Origin of the sequence: Larkinella arboricola, from assembly GCF_003259745.1 — a bacterium.
GTDB lineage: Bacteria > Bacteroidota > Bacteroidia > Cytophagales > Spirosomataceae > Larkinella > Larkinella arboricola.
Genome location: NZ_QLMC01000009.1, coordinates 36,908 through 55,033 on the forward strand (window position 1 = coordinate 36,908; position 18,126 = coordinate 55,033).

Annotated in this window: 10 protein-coding genes; 9 read left to right on the top strand and 1 reads right to left on the bottom strand. The window is 53.0% G+C overall.

Features of this window, described 5'->3' with window-relative positions:
* The first annotated feature begins 107 nt into the window (after positions 1–107).
* From LX87_RS26315 to LX87_RS26350, 8 genes are all read left to right on the top strand, one after another.
* Positions 108–3,608, top strand: a complete 3,501-nt coding sequence (locus LX87_RS26315; RefSeq protein WP_111631301.1) for a SusC/RagA family TonB-linked outer membrane protein — start codon at positions 108–110, stop codon at positions 3,606–3,608.
* A gap of 84 nt (positions 3,609–3,692) precedes the next feature.
* Complete coding sequence (locus LX87_RS26320; protein ID WP_111631302.1) at positions 3,693–5,213, top strand: SusD/RagB family nutrient-binding outer membrane lipoprotein; 1,521 nt, start codon at positions 3,693–3,695, stop codon at positions 5,211–5,213.
* Between the two features lie 63 nt (positions 5,214–5,276).
* The gene (locus tag LX87_RS26325) at positions 5,277–6,248 is read left to right on the top strand and encodes an amidohydrolase family protein (RefSeq protein ID WP_170139471.1); all 972 of its coding nucleotides are present in this window, start codon (positions 5,277–5,279) and stop codon (positions 6,246–6,248) included.
* Positions 6,245–7,021: an HpcH/HpaI aldolase family protein gene (locus LX87_RS26330; RefSeq protein ID WP_111631304.1), complete on the top strand. Its 777-nt coding sequence runs from the start codon at positions 6,245–6,247 to the stop codon at positions 7,019–7,021. The genes LX87_RS26325 and LX87_RS26330 overlap by 4 nt, the downstream gene beginning before the upstream one ends.
* Positions 7,022–7,165: 144 nt before the next feature.
* Positions 7,166–8,611, top strand: a complete 1,446-nt coding sequence (locus LX87_RS26335) for a GntP family permease (RefSeq protein ID WP_111631305.1) — start codon at positions 7,166–7,168, stop codon at positions 8,609–8,611.
* A gap of 95 nt (positions 8,612–8,706) precedes the next feature.
* Positions 8,707–9,567 carry a 2-hydroxy-3-oxopropionate reductase gene (locus LX87_RS26340; RefSeq protein WP_111631306.1) on the top strand — a complete coding sequence of 287 codons (861 nt, stop codon included), beginning with the start codon at positions 8,707–8,709 and terminating at the stop codon, positions 9,565–9,567.
* Between the two features lie 38 nt (positions 9,568–9,605).
* Positions 9,606–10,739, top strand: coding sequence for a mannonate dehydratase (locus LX87_RS26345; RefSeq protein WP_111631307.1), 1,134 nt, complete (start codon positions 9,606–9,608; stop codon positions 10,737–10,739).
* 27 nt (positions 10,740–10,766) lie between these two features.
* Entirely contained in the window at positions 10,767–12,083 is a 1,317-nt protein-coding gene (locus LX87_RS26350; protein WP_111631308.1) for an enolase C-terminal domain-like protein, read from the top strand.
* 94 nt (positions 12,084–12,177) lie between these two features.
* Here the strand turns inward: LX87_RS26350 and LX87_RS26355 are convergent, their stop codons facing one another.
* Positions 12,178–14,379 (bottom strand): alpha/beta hydrolase family protein, encoded by a 2,202-nt coding sequence (locus LX87_RS26355; RefSeq protein WP_111631309.1) that lies wholly within the window; start codon positions 14,377–14,379, stop codon positions 12,178–12,180.
* Positions 14,380–14,961: 582 nt separating this feature from the next.
* On the opposite strand from LX87_RS26355, the gene LX87_RS26360 reads away from it, so the two are divergent.
* Positions 14,962–17,958 carry an NHL domain-containing protein gene (locus tag LX87_RS26360; RefSeq protein ID WP_111631310.1) on the top strand — a complete coding sequence of 999 codons (2,997 nt, stop codon included), beginning with the start codon at positions 14,962–14,964 and terminating at the stop codon, positions 17,956–17,958.
* Positions 17,959–18,126 lie beyond the last annotated feature (168 nt).

Here is an 18,126-nt window from a genome sequence, read left to right on the forward strand (position 1 = left end):
CAGTGACAACGCCACTGCCAACAGGTCTATTCACTGAGCATCGCTCGCCAAAGTAATCACTCAGTGGAAAGTGTTCTAAATCAGAACTATTCAACCCTAACAAAACTATGAAAAAACACCTTTCCGGGCAACTCTGGTTGAAACTTATGCGGTTTTCACTGACACAAAGTTTAGTCATGTTCTCGCTGGTGGGCGTGTCGTTTGCCCACCCGAGCAATGCTCAGGAGTATCTGAGCCGACGCCTAACGCTACACGCTGATAACCAGGAAATAAAACGGGTATTGGCGGATATTGAAAAAGCAACGGATGTGCAGTTTGTGTATAGCTCACAGGTCATCGAGCGAAAACAGAAGATCAGCATTCAGGCCAATAATTCGACATTGGAAGAGGTTCTGGTCAAATATTTCAAACCGCTGCCGGTCGATTATGAATTGGTGGGACGAAAGGTAGTCCTGTCGGCCAGTACAACGCCCGCTGTTGAGCCGGGGTTCATTGACCTCCGGGAGCGAGCGGAGGCCCTGGCCCCCAGGCGCGTAATTTCGGGGAATGTAACCGACGAAAAAGGGGGTGATTTGCCGGGGGTTACGGTCCTGCTGAAAGGCACGCAGAAAGGCACGACCACCAACGCGAATGGAAGCTTCCAGCTGGATGTGCCGGAAGGAAGCGCAGCGGTTCTGGTCTTTAGTTATGTGGGTTACGAAAGCAAGGAAGTGACGGTTGGCAATCAGTCAACCTTGAAAATTTCGTTAGTGCCTGAAAGTAAGGCCTTGAGTGAGGTGGTGGTGACGGCTTTGGGTATCAAGAAGGAAGCCAAGAGCCTGGGGTATGCCACGGCCACCGTGGGCGCGGAAGAAATGACCGTAAACCGAACCGCCAACTTCATGAATGCCTTACAGGGCAAGATGGCCGGGGTTAATATTACGCCCCTGGGTTCGGGTGCTGCCGGTACCAGTAAAATCCGGATTCGGGGTCAGTCCTCATTCGGTGGGAATAATTCGCCCCTGATTGTGGTCAATGGCGTTCCCATCGACAATTCCAATTACAGTGCCAAAGGCGATGCGGGTGATCGGGGCAGCAACCGTACGTCCGACAGTGGGGATGGTTTGAGCAGCATTAACCCGGATAACATTGAAACGATGACCGTACTGAAAGGCGCGGCCGCTTCGGCGTTATACGGTTCCCGGGCCAAAGACGGCGTCATCATGATTACCACCAAGACGCGGGGCAACGGCAACGGAATCGGGGTTGATTTTAACTCGAACTTCACCACCGATACGCCCCTCGATTATACGGACTATCAATACGAATATGGACAGGGCGAAAATGGCGTGCGGCCAACGGCCCCTTTCCCCAATTCAGGCCAGTGGAGTTTTGGTGAAAAGTTCCAGCCGGGTATGACGCAGATCCTGTTTGATGGCGTTGAGGTGCCGTATGTGCCCCAACGTAACCATGTCAAACAGTTCTACCAGCAGGGCCATACGTGGACCAACACCGTAACCCTTTCTTCGGGTGGTGAGAACGGTGGTTTTAGCCTCTCCTTCTCCAATCTGGATAATAAATCCATCTATCCGGGCTCAACCTATAACCGGAAAACCGTTAACCTCGGCTTTACCCAGACAATGGCTAAAAGGCTGACCGTTTCGGGGAATATTAATTATTCGAAAGAATACCGTAAAAACCCGCCGAACATTGCCGAACAGGATTTTAGCCCGGTTATTATTTACAACATGGCGAATTCGATGCCGCTGGACCTGCTGGAAAAATACCAGGCGGATGCCAATGGCAATGAGCTTCTGTGGTCGCGGTTTACCAACCGTACCAACCCGTATTTTGCCCTCAAACGGTTTGAGAATATTGACACCGACCGGATTTTTGGTAATGTGTCGGCTCGCTACAATTTTACGGACTGGCTCTTTTTACAGGCCCGTGTCGGGCAGGATTTTTACGCCCGTGAGCAGGATTATAACCTGCCAACCGGAACCCAGCGCCAACCGGCAGCACCCGCGGGTTTTGTAAATGGACAGTATGTGCAGGATGCCCGGACTGTTCGCGAACTGAACATGGATTTTCTCATAAACGCCAACAAAACATTCGGCGACTTTGGGGTCAATGTCAATGTTGGGGGCAACCAGATGTACCGGAAAATCAGCCGGCACAACGTGCTGGTGCAGGATTTCTACGTTCGGGGTTTGTATACCATCGGCAACGGTCGGCAGCGGGATCCGATCTATTCACTGAGCGAACGGCAGGTTAACTCGCTCTATGGCTCAGCCGAGATTTCGTACAAGGAGTTTTTATACCTGAACGCGACGGCTCGTAATGACTGGTTCTCCACCTTGTCGCCCGCAAACCGCAGTATCCTGTACCCATCCGTAACGGCCAGCTTTGTGTTTTCGCAGGCTTTTGCCAGTTCGTTACCTACGTGGCTGACCTTTGGTAAAATCCGGGCTGCGTATGCCGAAGTGGGGAGTGATACGGATGTCGCTCCTTATGCGAACAACCTGTTTTACAGCATCAACCCCCAGCAGATTCCTTCTCCCAACGGAGCGGCTCAGCCGTTAGCCAACATCAACGCGACCACCGTGCCAAATGCTAATCTGCGGCCCATGAGTGTGTCGGAGAAAGAAGTCGGTCTGGAATTGAAGCTGTTCAATAACAGTGTAGGACTTGATCTGACGTATTACAGTAAGCTTTCTTCCGATCAGATTTTGCAGGCCCAGATTTCCGACGCGGGCGGTTACCAGACCCAGCTGATTAATGTCGGCAAGAGCAGCAACAAAGGATTGGAAATGTTGCTAACCTTCTCGCCGTTTAACCGGGGCGGTTTCAACTGGAATACGTCGCTGAACGGATCGTACAACATCACGAAGGTACTGGATTTAGGAACCAGTGTGAGTGATAACATGATCACCGTCGGAACGGGTGAATTTACGGGGGAACTGCGTCAGGTGGTGGGTATGCCGATGGGCCAGCTTTTTGGCTATGGCTACCTGACCGATGCCCAGGGGCGCCGGGTGTTTGACGCCGGGAATGGTCGCCCTTTGCGGACGGCTTCCCAGATTAGCTTCGGCAGTGCCATTCCGCGCTGGGTCGGTGGTATTACCAACAGCTTTAGTTACAAGGGCGTTAATCTGTCGGTCCTGATCGATTTCAAGCTGGGACATAAGATGATTTCCGGCACGAACCATAATGCCTGGCGGCACGGATTGCACAAGGAAACACTCATTGGCCGTGATCAGGGGTTTGTCATCGGCGAGGGGGTTAATCCGAACGGAGAAGTAAATCAAACCAAATCGGGGGTACAGGCTTTTTACGAAACCGTGCGTTCGCAGAACATCGCCGAAGAGTTTGTCTATAACGCGGGTCTGTGGCAATTGCGGCAGATATCGGCCGGGTATGACTTCTCCAAATTCCTGCCTGCCAACGCCAAATTCGTGAAAGGAGTCCGGTTAAATGTGGTGGCCAACAACGTGGCGGTTTTGAAGAAATGGGTGCCCAATATCCATCCCGAACAATTTGGCTTTGCTTCCGATAACCTGGTCGGTCTGGAAGCCACGGGCTTGCCTATCACCCGCAACATCGGATTTAACCTGAATTTACGATTCTAATCAGTTCGTGTTTCGTAGCGTTTTACGCCGGAAATCAGGGACTTTGATCTGGGAAACGGCTTCCTTAAACCCTTACTAATGACTATGAAAAAGTTACATATTTATCTAGCTGTCCTGGTGGCTTTTCTGAGTTCGTGTGACAAGGGATTTGATAAAATGAACATCAATCCCATTGCACTTACTTCGGTTGACCCGGCCTACCAGTTCAATACCGCCATTCTGCAAGGGGCTTTCGGCTACAACAATTTGCAGTATGAAACCATTATCGTCAAACAGATGATCAACCCGTTCAGCGGGGTGGGTGCTGCCGGACAATATAATCAGGATAACCGCAGTGTCACATCCGGAAACTGGACCCGTGGTTACCGGCAGGTGATTCGTGAATTGGTCGATGTCGTTGCGCAAACGAAAGATGTGCCCGCCCGCGCGAACCTGTATAACATGGCCCGGATCTGGAAAGCATATCAATTCATGTTGCTGACCGATACCTACGGCGATATTCCTTATTTCCAGGCCGGGAAAAGTTACCTGGAAGGCATTGCCAATCCAGAATATGACGCTCAGGAAGCTGTTTATGCCGATATCCTGAACGAGCTGGAAAGTGCTGCGGCCGCCCTGAATGCCAGCAACCCCGTTATCACGAGTGACATTTTGTACGGGGGTGATATCACCAAATGGAAACGGTTCGGCTATTCGTTGCTGCTAAGGGGCGGTATGCGTCTCTCAAAAGTGGACCCGACGAAAGCTGCCGAGTGGGTTGGTAAAGCCGTTGCTGGCGGGGTGTTTCAATCCAACAACGACAATGCGCTGTTGCGGCATACGGCGGCTTTTCCGAATCCTGTGGGGTCGCAGTTGAATGGCGGGCAGGCCGATTTCTTTTACCTGGCCGAAGATTTTGTCACCCACTTGAAAACGACCAATGACCCCCGTCTGGCGTCTATTGCGGTTCGTTACTCCGGTGCCAAAAGCCCTGTAGATCAGAAAGAAGTGAATGCCAACCGGAACCCGGAGGTGCAGATTGGGATGCCGTTGGGGTATGACAACACCACCGTATCGGCGGCCGTCACGCGCGATAAGCTGGCTAGTCTGTACGAATACAGCAAACTGGACCCGACCCGGATGGCGGGCCTGAACTCACCGACCCTTTTTGTGACCTACGCCCAAACCCAGTTTTTGCTGGCCGAAGCCGCGGTGCGGAAGTGGACAACCGGCGATCCCGCTACCTTCTTTTCCAACGGTATTCGGGCTCATATGGAACAACTGGCGGTTTATGGGGCCAGTACCGCCATTCCGGAAGCCGCCATTGCCACGTATGTAAAAAATAACCCGCTGGGGGCTGGTAAAGAACTGGAGCAGATCAATACGCAATACTGGATTGCCAGTTTCCTGAACGGTCCCGAAGCGTGGGCCAACTTCCGGCGGACCGGTTTCCCGGCCTTAGCGCCGAATCCGTTCCCCGGCAGTGATCTGAAAACGGAAACGTTTATCCGTCGGCTGACCTATACGGATGCCGAACTTAATGTCAATAAAGTAAACGTCCAGAAAGCCATCTCCCGGCAAGGACCGGACCTGTTGGATACCCGGGTTTGGTGGGATAAAAAATAAACGATGGCTAACAGAGGTGAGCCAAGCGGTTCACCTCTCATCTCTCCGTCTGAACACCTTATTATGAAACCGTCGCACGAAAAACCGATTACGAAAGCCAACCCGTTACCGACCCGCCGTGACATGCTCGCTACGCTGGTTGGCGTTGGGGTTGCGCAGGCCGGGCTGGGGGCGGTTGTAAAAGAAAACCGTCCATCGGATTCCCCAGCTGCTCCCCCGGCGCGCGAGGTGGTCATTGAGTGGAATGCCCATATTTTTAGCCCGGATCTCAACCGGTTTCCGTTTCATCCGAAAGCGGTTTATAAACCCGATTCATCCAAGTTTCCGGCAGACCCATTGGGGACATATCTGAAGCGCCTGGACGATGAAAAGATCGACAAAGCGGTTATTGTGCATCCCGAGCCCTACGGCGATGATCATTCCCTGATTCTGGATTGCCTGAGTCGGCAACCCAACCGCCTGCGCGGAACCAGCTTGTTTTATCCGAAAGACCCCGAAGCGCCCCGAAAACTGGCGGATCTGGTGAAGAAAAACCCCCGGATGGTGGCTACCCGGTTTCATGCCCACCGCGGGAAGGAATCGTACCTGGACACGTTTGCGGATGCGGGCGTACGCGCTTTGTGGAAACAGGCCGTGGACCTGGACCAGGTCATCGAGTTACACATCGGTCCTAATTATGCGCAGCAGGCAGCCCAAGCCATCAAAGCCTTTCCCGGCTGCAAGGTGCTGATTGACCACCTGGCCGAACCCCATATGGGAACGGGCGTCGAATTTGCCGATGTGCTGGAATTGGCGCGGTTTCCGAATGTATACATGAAATTGTCCGGTATCGGGCATTTTGCCAAGGATGAACCGTTTTACGAGAGTGCCTTGCCGTTTACGAGCCGGGTGATCAGGGAGTTCGGGCCTGATCGGGTGGTATGGGGAAGTGGCTCTCCCTCGATTGTCGATAAGCATATGGCCGGTTATTCGGAAACTGATCGGGCGAAAGTGAAAGGCGGAAATATCCGCAAACTATTGAACTGGAATTCATGAAAAACCTGAAAAAACGATTAAAAGCGGGCGAAACGCTCAACGGTTGCTGGTTAAATCTGGGAAGCTCACTGACCGCCGAAATTGTGGGTCACTCCGGTTTTGACTGGGTATTGATTGACCTCGAACATGGTGCTGGTTCGGAAAAAGATGTTCTGTATCAATTGCAGGCGCTGGAAAGCACGGGAGCCGGGGCCATCGTCCGGGTAGAAAGTTCCGAAAGCCAGCGGATTCATCGGGTCCTCGACATGGGGGCCGAAGGCATCATGTGCCCCAAAGTGCTGAACCCCGAAGGCGCTCAGAAAGTCGTGAATGGCTTGCACTACCCGCCCCACGGCAGCCGGGGTGTCGCCAAGATGGTGCGGGCAACCGGTTTTGCGCAAAACTTCCCGCAGTATTACGCCGAAGCCCGGGAAACGATTCTGGGCGTGGTGCAGATCGAAACCGTCGAAGTCTTGAACCACCTCGACGAAGTGGCCGCCATCGACGGGGTTGATGTGCTGTTCATTGGCCCCGCCGACCTGTCGATGGAACTCGGTATTTTCGGCCAATTCGATCACCCCCGGTTTAAGGAAGCCCTGCGCGAAACCGTCAATGCGGCCGAGAAAGCCGGAAAAGCCACCGGAATCCTCTTTTTCAACCCCGACGACTATCAACGCTACCACGACCTCGGCATCCGGTTGATTGCCTGCGGAGCCGACGGAACGTTTGTCGCCGACGGGGCTCGAAACATGGCCAAAAAGCTAGACTCGTTTCGATCCGTGATAAAAAGTTAAAAATTATGTCGCAGAGATTCACGGAGGAAAGGGGAGTTGAGCGGAGGAAAAGTAAAGAAAAATAAGACTCTGCTTAACTCCCCCTTTCCTCCGCGAATCTCCGCGAAATCAATCAAACGTTCCTAAACCCTTAAAAACGCATTAATGACTGACCCTCTTTTAATCTTAGCTGTTGGTGTTGTTATCGTAGTAGGTGGTATCATCGGTTTGAAATTGCACCCGTTTCTGGCCCTTCTTTTAGGAGCATTTGTCGTGGCTTTATTGACGCCCGCCGAAGCCATACAACAGTTTGCGCTGGCCAAAGGAATGAGTGAATCGGCGGCTCAGGCTTTAGCCAAAAAGAGCATCGGCGAACGCATTGCCACCGAGTTTGGCGTCACCTGTGGTAAAATCGGTATTTTGATCGCCATGGCGGCCATTATCGGCAAGTGTATGCTGGACAGTGGAGCCGCCGAACGCATTATCCGCTCGATGTTAAAGCTGACCGGGATTGAAAAAGCCCCCACGGCTTTTCTGGTGAGCAGCTTCTTTCTGGGGATACCGGTTTTTTTCGATACGGTTATTTTCCTGATGATGCCGCTGGCCAAAGCCATGACGATGCGGATTGGAAAAAACTACCTCCTGCTGGTGATGTGCATCATGGCCGGAGCCGCCATGGCCAACTCCCTGGTTCCGCCCGCGCCCGGCCCCTTGTTTCTGATTGGTGAAATGCATATACCCATTGGTTTAATGATGATTGCGGGGACGATTGTCGGACTTTTTACCATTACCGCCGGGTATTTCTTTTCGCTCTGGGCGAATCAGAAATGGCCCATTCCGTTGCGGGATTCACTGGATGCGAAGCTGGAGGATATTAAACTCATTGCCGCCAAAGAAGACCATCATTTACCCGGGTTGGGCATATCCCTGCTACCCGTACTGATTCCGTTGGTGTTCATTTGTGCCGATACGGCCATCAACGCCATGTCAACGCCCGGTGTTCCGCTGACCAACTCACCCTTTATCAATAATCTTCTGGCCCTGGTGAAATTTTTCGGGGATAAAAACATTGCGATTGTAACCGGTGGCGCAGCGGCCCTCCTGGTTCTGGCCAGTCAGAAAAAGGACGCCAAAGGCGGGATGACACCCTTCGTGCAGGCCGCATTAGCCAGTGGAGGAAGTATTATTTTGATTACGGCAGCGGGTGGCGCTTTTGGCGGCATGTTGCAGCAAACCGGCATCAGCGCGCGGATTGCCGACATGACCAAAGACTATCAGATGGCCCTGATTCCGCTGGCCTTCCTGATTGCCGCCATCGTACGCACCGCTCAGGGGTCGGCTACGGTGGCACTGATTACGGCTTCGGGGATTCTCTCCGGCATGGCCACCAACGCCAGCCTGGAATTTCATCCGGTGTATCTGGGTCTGGCCATCGGCTGTGGTTCCAAACTCGTGCCGTGGATGAACGACGCCGGTTTCTGGATCATCTGTAAACTGAGTAACCTGACCGAGAAGGAAGCATTAAAAACCATTTCCCCGCTGCTGGTCGTGATGGGAATCACGGGCCTGGTGGTGATTATGATTGGAGCAAAACTGTTCCCTTTAATTTGAACGTTTACGGTTTTTAGTTTACACCGGGCCAGACGCCTATTCTTTCGCGCCGAGCCAACGTAACCAGAAAACCGTAAGCAGAAAACCGTCTACGTATGGAAAAAATAGGATTCATTGGATTAGGTATTATGGGGAAACCCATGGCATTAAATTTAATCAAAGCCGGTTATTCGGTCACGGTTTTACAACAAAGCAAGGCCGCGGGCGAACTGGCGGAAGCGGGCGCAAAAACCGCTTCGTCTAGTAAGGAGCTGGCGCAACAGTCGGATGTAGTCATTACGATGCTGCCGGATTCGCCCGAGGTGGAAAATGTGGTTTCGGGGCCGGACGGCGTGCTGGACGGCATTCCGTCGGGGGCCTTGTTCATCGATATGTCGACCATTGCACCCGCCACGGCGCTGACAATTTACGACCGGATGCAGCAAAAGGGCGTAGAAGCGCTGGACGCGCCGGTTTCCGGGGGGCAGGTAGGAGCGGTTTCGGCTTCGCTGTCGATCATGGTGGGCGGCACGGAAGCGGCTTTTCAGCGCGCGTTACCGATTTTTCAGTCGATGGGCAAAAACATCGTGCTGATTGGCAAACCGGGTGCCGGACAAACCACCAAAGCCTGCAACCAGATGATTGTCGGTATCACAATTCAGGCGGTTTCGGAAGCCTTCACCCTGGCGAAACAGGCCGGTGTTGATCTCGAAAAGATGCGGGAGGTATTGCTGGGTGGTTTTGCCCAAAGCCGTATTCTGGACCTGCACGGCAAACGGATGATCGACCGCAATTTTGCACCCGGTTTCAAGATCAAACTGCACAAAAAAGACATGGGCATTGCGCTGCAATCCGGCGAAGAGTTTTCGGTTCCGCTGAAAGCTACTGCGCTGGTAGCGGAGCAAATGAAAGCAGCTCTCGAGGCAGGTAATGGCGAACTGGACCATAGTGCGCTGCTATTGCAACTGGAACAGTAGAGAGTATAAATCGATTCAAACCTAAATACCTTACCATAATGAAAAGGAAAAGCTTTCTAAAAGTCGTTACCGCCGGTTCGGTCGGTGCCGTTACGCTGGGAGCCAGCCAGTCCTGTACCTCCTCCGCGCAGAACCAATCCAAGGGAGGTAAAAAAGAAGTATTGATGAAAGTGGGTTGTCAATCGGGGGGAACGTCGATTGAAAATCTGGAGTTCAAGGCCCGGCATGGTGTATTTAACATCGATGGGGGCGCCCCCAAAGTCATTCCCGGGAAAGGCTGGGACCTGGACGATTCCATGCAGAAACGGGAAGCCTGCGAAAAATACGGCATTAGCCTGGACGCTTACCACTTTCCGCTCAGCTCGGCCGGAATTGATAAGGTATTGTTTCCCAATGTGATGTTGGGGAAAAGCCCGGAGCGGGATCGCGAAATCGAAATGCTTCAGCAAATGATTGAAGTGTCCGGGAAAACCGGGATTAAGGTGTTAAACTATAACACGACCATTCTGCCGGTTTTGCGGACGGGACGAACGACCGATCCCAAGCGCGGCAATGCCACCTATAGCACCTGGAATTACGAAGAAGCCCTGAAGAAGGAGCAGCCCAAAACAGTAGCCGGTGACGTGACGGTCGATCAGATTTTTGAGCGGATTACTTACCTCCTGGACCGCCTGCTGCCGGTGGCGAAAGAATACAAAGTCAAGCTGGCCAACCACATTGCCGATCCACCGGCGCCCGAAGGTTTCCGGGGCATTACGCGCTGGAACAGTCCGGATGTTTTCAAGGGAATCCAACGGTTTGCCAAGCTGTACGATAGCGAATACCACGGTTTTAACTTCTGTATCGGCTCGATTGCGGAAGGGTTGAAAGACCCCAAAACCGAAATTATGCCGATTATTAAATGGGTGGGGGAGCGGAATCAGATTTTTAACGTTCATTTGCGGAATATCAAAGGCGGCTGGAATAACTTTCAGGAAGTGTATCCCGACAACGGAGACATGAATTTCCTGCACGTGGTTCGCGCGCTGCGTGATGTGGGCTATTCGGGGATGGTGATGCCCGACCACGTTCCGCACCATGCCGATCACGCCAGCGGCCCGCAGGCTTTCTCCTTTGCGTACGGTTATATTAAAGGATTACTTCAGGCTGTGGCCGACGAGGTGGCGAGCTAACTTGAAAATTGAACCAAAGCGTTTCGTATGAATAACCGTTTATCCGGGAAACCCGGTCCGCGAATCAAAGAAATTACGGTTACGCCCATTGCGGTTGTTGATCCGCCGTTGCTTAATGCGGCTGGGTTGCACGCACCGTATGCCCTCAGAACCATTGTGGAACTGGTAACCGACGACGGTATTTCGGGCATCAGCGAGATTCCGGGAAATCGTGACATTGACATCGCGCTCGAAGCGTCCCGCGAACTGCTGATTGGGCGCGATGTTTTCCAGCTCAGCGAGATTCGGCAGGTGCTGGTGAGCCATTTCGGAACTGATACGGCGGCTGCGCGCGGGGAAGCGCCCTGGGATCAGCGGAAGATGGTACACATTTTCAGTGCCATTGAAGTCGCCTGTCTGGATATTATTGGAAAAGTGGTGGGTCGGCCGGTGGTCGATCTGCTGGGCGGAAAAATGCGCGATCGTGTGCCGTTTTCGGCCTATCTCTTTTACAAATACGAAGGGGCGGGTGGTTCGCTGGGCTTCGGAACCGATCCGAACGCGACGGGTTGGGCCGCAGCCCGGCAGGCCAGCGCCCTGAACCCTGCCGAGATTGTGACTCAGGCCAAAGCCATGTGCGCCGAATTTGGGTTTCAATCCATCAAGCTCAAAGGCGGGGTGTTCGAGCCCCGGCAGGAAGTCGACGCCATGTTTACGCTGTACGAAGCGTTTGGGCCGGAGGTGCCGTTACGCATTGACCCCAATGCGCTCTGGACAGTAGAAACCGCCATTCAGTACGGCAAAGAAATGGAGCCGATTCTGGAATACCTGGAAGACCCGACGCGCGGTCAGGCCGCAATGGCGCAGGTGCGGAAAGCGCTGAAAACCCCGCTGGCAACGAATATGTGCACGACTTCGTTCGAAGATATACCGAACAGCATTGCCATCGGGTCGGAGGATATCATTCTGAGCGATCACCACTTCTGGGGCGGTTTGCGTTCGTCGATGACACTCGCCGGAATTTGCGAAACGTTCGGGCGCGGACTGTCAATGCATTCCAATAGTCACCTTGGGATTTCGCTGGCAGCAATGGTCCACCTCGGCGCGGCTTTGCCGCAGGTGCCCTATGCATTGGACACGCATTACCCGTGGCAGTCGGACGAGGTGATTGTGGGCGGTCGGTTTTCGTTTGAGGAAGGCTCAGTGGCCGTTCCGCAGGAGCCCGGTTTAGGCGTCGAACTCGACCGGACAGCGCTGATGGCTCTGCATCAGAACTATCTTGACTGCGGGTTGACCAAGCGCGACGACGAAACGGAAATGCAGAAAGTCCAGCCCGGCTGGAAATTCCAGTCCGTTCGCTGGTAGGATCGTCTATCAACGGGTTTATGCTGGGTACTATGTCCGTTCAGAACGATTTCCATCAATTCCGTTGCTCTGGTGTAATTTCAGGGTAATGGGGTTATTTTATCCAATCCGCATAAACGGAATACGGTTTTTCAGGAATCCCGGAAAGCAACGAGAAGTTTTCTTTCACCGATTTCGCCTGATAGCTATTGGTTACTACCTCCAGATCAGCTTTCATGTCCGCGGGTTCTACTTTATCGCCATTCCCATTCGTGGTGTTGATAAGCAGTAATTTCCTCGGGACAAGACTAGCCAGCAGGTCCGGTAAGTCGTATGCCTGAAGGGCGCCGGGAACTAAGCTAAAAACATGGGAAGGTTTGTAAAATCGGTTTGCTCCTATCGAATGATAGGATATATAGGATTCACTTAAAGCGACTCTCTTGATCGAATGGTCGAACGCGGCAGCGTGCACGAGTACGGGCCCCATTTCATTTTTGGCCATTGCCAGTAGTTCACTCCTGGGGGCGCGTTTGGCCAGAACCTCTTTCAGCTTCAGTAAATCGGCAACCTGAATACCGAGAATACTTCTGCCGATCAACGTTGACGTAAAGAAAAGATTATAAGATACTCCGGCAATAACTGCATCGCCCTTGTTATTAGGAGCAAGTTCACCGGTTCCGATCAGGTCCGGGGCAAGCACCGTAATGCCTTGATTGACAAACCACTCAATTTCACCTTTAGGCGCGGCCTCGGCAGATTTACCGCCGGGGTGTACATAGATCAGCACCTTATCGACCGGTTTATCCGGAATGAATAACAGGTAAGGAATTGGATAATGGCCCTCCCCTTTAATAAAGTATTTCTCAATTACATACCCCTCTTTTGCAGTACGTCCCGTAAAGACCGGCTGATCGGTGGATGAGGGAGGACGGAATCCGGAATACGATTTGGCATTCGCAATCAAAGCCGGTTTTTGCGCTTCGGGGTTCCCTCTTCTTTTCTTCGCTTTTGCATTCAGCGCCACTACATCTTTCAAATTCAGGCTAAAAAGCGATTCTCCCTTGTAGGAGCTGGCCAGTTGTCCGGTGGGCGTTTTCTGTAGTTCCTTTTCCGTCAGATACTCCACGGGCAATTCCCTGGCATCCCCTTTTAAGCCGAGATGCTTCTGAAAAAACTGGTACATCCCTTCCCGGATGTTCTGGGTATAACCGTGTTCATAATCCCCTTCGACCGATGCGATATTTTCAGGTTTACCGAATATTCCATACGTCTTTTTGACCCGGCTGACGGTTTCCCGCGTTCCTTGTATGCTGAAAAAATCCCGGGTCGTAGCCATGACCAAGACGGGTTTGGGGGCTCTCATTTCGAGCAGGTCCGCATGGTCAATCCCTTCCGACAAACCGTGGTAAAAATTTTGCTCACCATCCTGCGCACCAACCGATTCCAACAACCGGCGGAAACCCGTAATGTATCCCGATGGAGCAGCCGCAGCGACCCGGTCGTCCAGGGCCGCGATATAAGCGGCCTGGGTTCCTCCGCCGGATAAACCGTGGACTCCAATGCGGCTCATGTCGACCTCGGGACGCGTAGCCAGGTAATCGATCGCCCGGATGCCATCCCACACAAAGTGCCGGGCAATGGATTTACCCACCAAAAGCGCCTGCACGGCGGGGTAAGAATGCTCATGGGTTGATCCGCCAATCAGCGACTTGCCGGTTTTTTCATCCATATACTGCATTCGCTCACCCTGCGCGACGGGATCGATAGCCAGCACGATAAAGCCTTTTTTTACCAAATTCAACAAAGGAAGCTGGTAGATATCGCGCCGGTAAGCGATCGCACTGTGTCCGCTACAGAACAGAATGGCCGGTCCCGGTGTAACAACTCCATTGGGAATGAACAGGGTGGCCGTTACATAAAAACCGGGCTGCGATTCAAAAATGATGTTTTCGAGTTTGAAACCGTCTTTTTGTATTACCCCCGTAACCTTGGGATTTAAGGGGCTTTTATCCGAAAAGGGGCCAAGAACCTTCCACAGTTTCTCCTTCATTTGCGCCTGTCGGGTCTGCCAGGCGGCTTTTGTTTTTAAACCGCCGACGGTCTTCTCCTGCTGTTTCAACAGGGCAAAAGCCTCGGCAGAAAGATGGTGGTTTAAAAGGTTGGCCGGGTCGCTGTACTGTACCCATTTATCGCGGATGACATCGAATTCTTTTTGCGCATAGGCATACGCGTGAAGCACAAAATAAATACATACCGTTGCCAGGGCCTTGACCCATTGAGGATTAGAATGGCTTCGGTTACTGGTGGGATTTTGCATAGGGTTTTAGGAATTAATAGCCGGGATTTCGCCCGATTTCAAATTATGGGATGGGTACCCGATACATCTTGTCGTAAAACCGTCTGGGGTCAAAACGTTGAACCGTGTAGGTTTTTAAAGTTACACCGGGTTTGCTCCGAACCGTATTGAGGTACTTCAGGCTTGCGGCCATGGAAAGCGAATAGGGTTTATAAATCGTAACGGGCTTGATTGGTATCTTTTCTTCTTTTCAAAAGTAGGGGTATTGCAAATCAATTGAGGTAAATCGTCACTTTTTTCGTTGCAAATGCCTTTTCGCTAAATGGTCTTTTGTCAGCCAGGGAAACCTGGGTACGAAACTCTGCAAAAAGCGAGGGACAATTTGAACGGATTAAAGTGGTGTGGGTTACCGACAATGGGTAAAATACCCCTTTATTGTTCAATTAATAAGCGGTATAATTATGATAATATAGCAAGAACTACTTTCGCCCTCACCCGACCCTGTTTGGTATGACCTTTTTTCTCTGTTTTCTCCGTGCTTTGCTGGCCCGTGGGTTAGCTGTTTGTCTCGGCCTGGCGTTGAGCTCCTTACCCATCCCCTTGTTGGCTCAAATCATCACCACCGTGGCGGGGTCAGTTCCCGATTGGAATGAAAATAATCCAGCTTACCTGAACGATCCTGCCGGTATGGCTATCGACGGGCAGGGCAATCTCTTTATTGCCGACGCCAGTAATTACCGAATTCGCAAGGTGTCGCCCAGTGGTGTCATTACCACTGTAGCGGGTACAGGGAGCCGGGGCTTCAGTGGCGACGGCGGAATAGCCACTCAGGCTAGTCTGAATCAACTCGGCGGCCTGGCCGTCGATGCGCAGGGCAACCTGTTTCTGGTGGCCAACAATCGCATCCGCAAGGTATCGCCCAATGGCATCATCACCACCATCGCCGGTGGAGGTCAGGGGGCAGATGGCGGACCAGCTATCCAGGCCAGCTTGAACGATCCCTATGGTATTGCGCTGGACGCTCAGGGCAACCTCTTTATTGCCGATCAGTTTAACGAGCGCATCCGCAAGGTATCGCCTAACGGCATCATCACTACGGTGGCGGGTACAGGGAGCCGGGGTTATAGTGGCGACGGCGGAGTGGCCACCCAGGCGAAATTAGGCTTTCCAACAACTGTGGCCGTCGACAAACAGGGGAATCTCTATATTGCTGAGCTGACCAACAACCGCATCCGCAAGGTATCGCCTAACGGCATCATCACCACCGTGGCCGGCAACGGGATAGAAGGCGCCAGCGGGGATGGAGGGCTGGCCACCCAGGCCCGCATAAGCCGGCCGGTTGGGGTGGCCGTTGATGGGCAAGGTAATCTGTTTATCTCCGATTACGGAAACATCCGCATCCGTAAGGTTGCACCCAACGGTAATATTACAACGGTAGCAGGCACGGGAGATTATGGATTCAGTGGCGATGGCGGACCCGCCACCCAGGCCCGAATGCACACCCCCTGGGATGTGGCGGTGGACAGTCAGGGTAACCTCTTCATTGCTGATACGGAAAACAACAATGTTCGCAAGATGGCTACCAATGGGATCATCACGACCGTGGCGGGTTTTTCAAGAAACAGTGATTTTGGCGACGGGGGACCGGCCCTGAAGGCTAGTTTGAACTTTCCCCATAGTGTGGCTGTAGACGGGCAGGGCAATCTCTTTATTGCCGACGAATCCAATCACCGCATCCGTAAGGTCACGCCTAACGGCATCATCACTACGGTGGCCGGCAACGGGGTGAGGGGCTTTAGTGGCGACGGCGGAGTGGCCATCAGCGCCCGGCTAAACTTTCCCACCGGCATTGAGGTGGACAGCCAGGGCAATCTTTACATTGCCGATAAGGGAAATCATCGGATCCGTAAAGTAACCCCAAACGGCATCATTACCACCGTAGCCGGTACGGGCACCGCCGGTTTTAGTGGCGAAAGCAAACTGGCGACGAGTGCCGAGCTTAACAACCCGGATGATCTGACCGTCGATGGCAAAGGCAATCTCTATATTGTCGATCAGAATAATAACCGTATCCGTAAGGTAAACTCAAATGGCATCATTACCACGGTGGCCGGCACGGGTACGGCCGGTTTTAGCGGGGATGGGGGGCTGGCCATCCAGGCTCAGCTGTTCGAGCCGGAGGCCGTTGCTGTGGATGCGGCCGGGAATCTGTTCATTGCCGACGCCATTAACTTCCGCATCCGCAAGGTGTCCACCAGTGGCATCATCACCACTGTAGCCGGTGGGGGCCAGGGCGAAGATGGCAGCTTAGCCACCCAGGCCAGCCTGTACATTCCCACCGATGTGGCCCTGGACGCTGCGGGCAACCTGTTTATCGCTCAGTCAGACATTCACACCATCCGGGTAGTGGCCCCGGATGGAATCCTCCGTACCGTCGCGGGCATCGAGCATGGGGAAGACTTTAGGGGGGATGGCGGACCGGCCATCTATGCCCGGTTAAACTTTCCTGAGGGTATTGCCCTGGATGGGAAAGGGAATCTCTATATTGCCGATGAAGCCAATCACCGTATCCGTAAGGTAACTGCCGTGACCGCACCGGTGGGGATGTTGAGCTTTAGTTTGATGAATGCCGATACGGATCAGGAGATCAAAGTGCTGGTTGCCGGAGAAACGCTGAATCTGGCTACGCTGCCCACGGGAAATTTGAATATTCGTGCCAATACACGGCCACCTGTGGCGGGCTCAGTACTTATGCAGATAAGTGGACCTCAGAACCGAAAGGTGATCGAGAGCGAAGCACCGTATGCCTTGTTTGGCGACGAGCAGGGTAACTACAAACCCTGGACACCTTCGGTGGGCCGCTATAGCCTGACCGCTACGCCCTATACAGGTAAGGCGGGCACGGGCACCATAGGCGCTCCGCTCAACCTGAGCTTTACGGTCATCGATCAACCTATGATCCTGAGTTTTAGCCTGATTAACGCCGATACGGACCAGCCGATTCAGGAACTGGCAACCTATGGTGATGCCGTGTTCCTCAATGAGCTTTCCACGCGGAATCTGAACATCCGGGTCAACACCAGTCGGACCGGTGTGGGTTCGGTAGTCTTGCAATTAAGCGGTAAGCAAAACCGGAAGGTGACCGAAACCGAGGCACCCTATGCCTTATTTGGCGACAAGAATGGTAACTACAACGCCTGGACCCCGGCTCTGGGAAACTATAGCCTGACGGCCACGCCTTACGAGGGAGCAGCAGGGACTGGACGGATGGGTACCCCGCTTACGGTATTGTTTGAGGTCGTTGACCCGACACTCGGTGCCCGCTTACCGGCAGGAGACGAATCTTTAGAGGCAGAAATACCGGTGAACGCTTATCCCAACCCCTTTCGGGACTCCTTTATCCTGAAGCTGGGAAAGAAAGCCCCAGGCCCGGTTCGCGTTAGGCTCTACGACGGGGCTGGCCGCAAGGTTTATGAGCAAAACGAAGCCGAATCGCAGCAACAAATCTGGCCGGGGTCGAGTCTGGCGCCGGGTATGTACCTGTTACAGGTCGGAGAAGGCGCCAGTATTCAGCGCCGAAAACTGCTGAAGGTCCCCTAACCCAATTGCCTTGGCAGTGCAGTTCTTGGAGTAAAGACCGGCTTGGAGCTTTAAAACGGCCATTGTCCCAAAAACAGAGAAAGTTGACCGATTAGTAGGTAGTCATTGGTTTTCCATTGCTGATTTTGGTCCTCCGAAAACCCGGTTTTCGGGATCATCTTAACCCAG

Bases quoted from the DNA above. Each gene is read 5' to 3' on its own strand.
- LX87_RS26315 (WP_111631301.1), top strand. From the start codon at position 108: ATGAAAAAACACCTTTCCGGGCAACTCTGGTTGAAACTTATGCGGTTT.
- LX87_RS26320 (WP_111631302.1), top strand. From the start codon at position 3,693: ATGAAAAAGTTACATATTTATCTAGCTGTCCTGGTGGCTTTTCTGAGT.
- LX87_RS26325 (WP_170139471.1), top strand. From the start codon at position 5,277: ATGAAACCGTCGCACGAAAAACCGATTACGAAAGCCAACCCGTTACCG.
- LX87_RS26330 (WP_111631304.1), top strand. From the start codon at position 6,245: ATGAAAAACCTGAAAAAACGATTAAAAGCGGGCGAAACGCTCAACGGT.
- LX87_RS26335 (WP_111631305.1), top strand. From the start codon at position 7,166: ATGACTGACCCTCTTTTAATCTTAGCTGTTGGTGTTGTTATCGTAGTA.
- LX87_RS26340 (WP_111631306.1), top strand. From the start codon at position 8,707: ATGGAAAAAATAGGATTCATTGGATTAGGTATTATGGGGAAACCCATG.
- LX87_RS26345 (WP_111631307.1), top strand. From the start codon at position 9,606: ATGAAAAGGAAAAGCTTTCTAAAAGTCGTTACCGCCGGTTCGGTCGGT.
- LX87_RS26350 (WP_111631308.1), top strand. From the start codon at position 10,767: ATGAATAACCGTTTATCCGGGAAACCCGGTCCGCGAATCAAAGAAATT.
- LX87_RS26355 (WP_111631309.1), bottom strand. From the start codon at position 14,379: ATGCAAAATCCCACCAGTAACCGAAGCCATTCTAATCCTCAATGGGTC.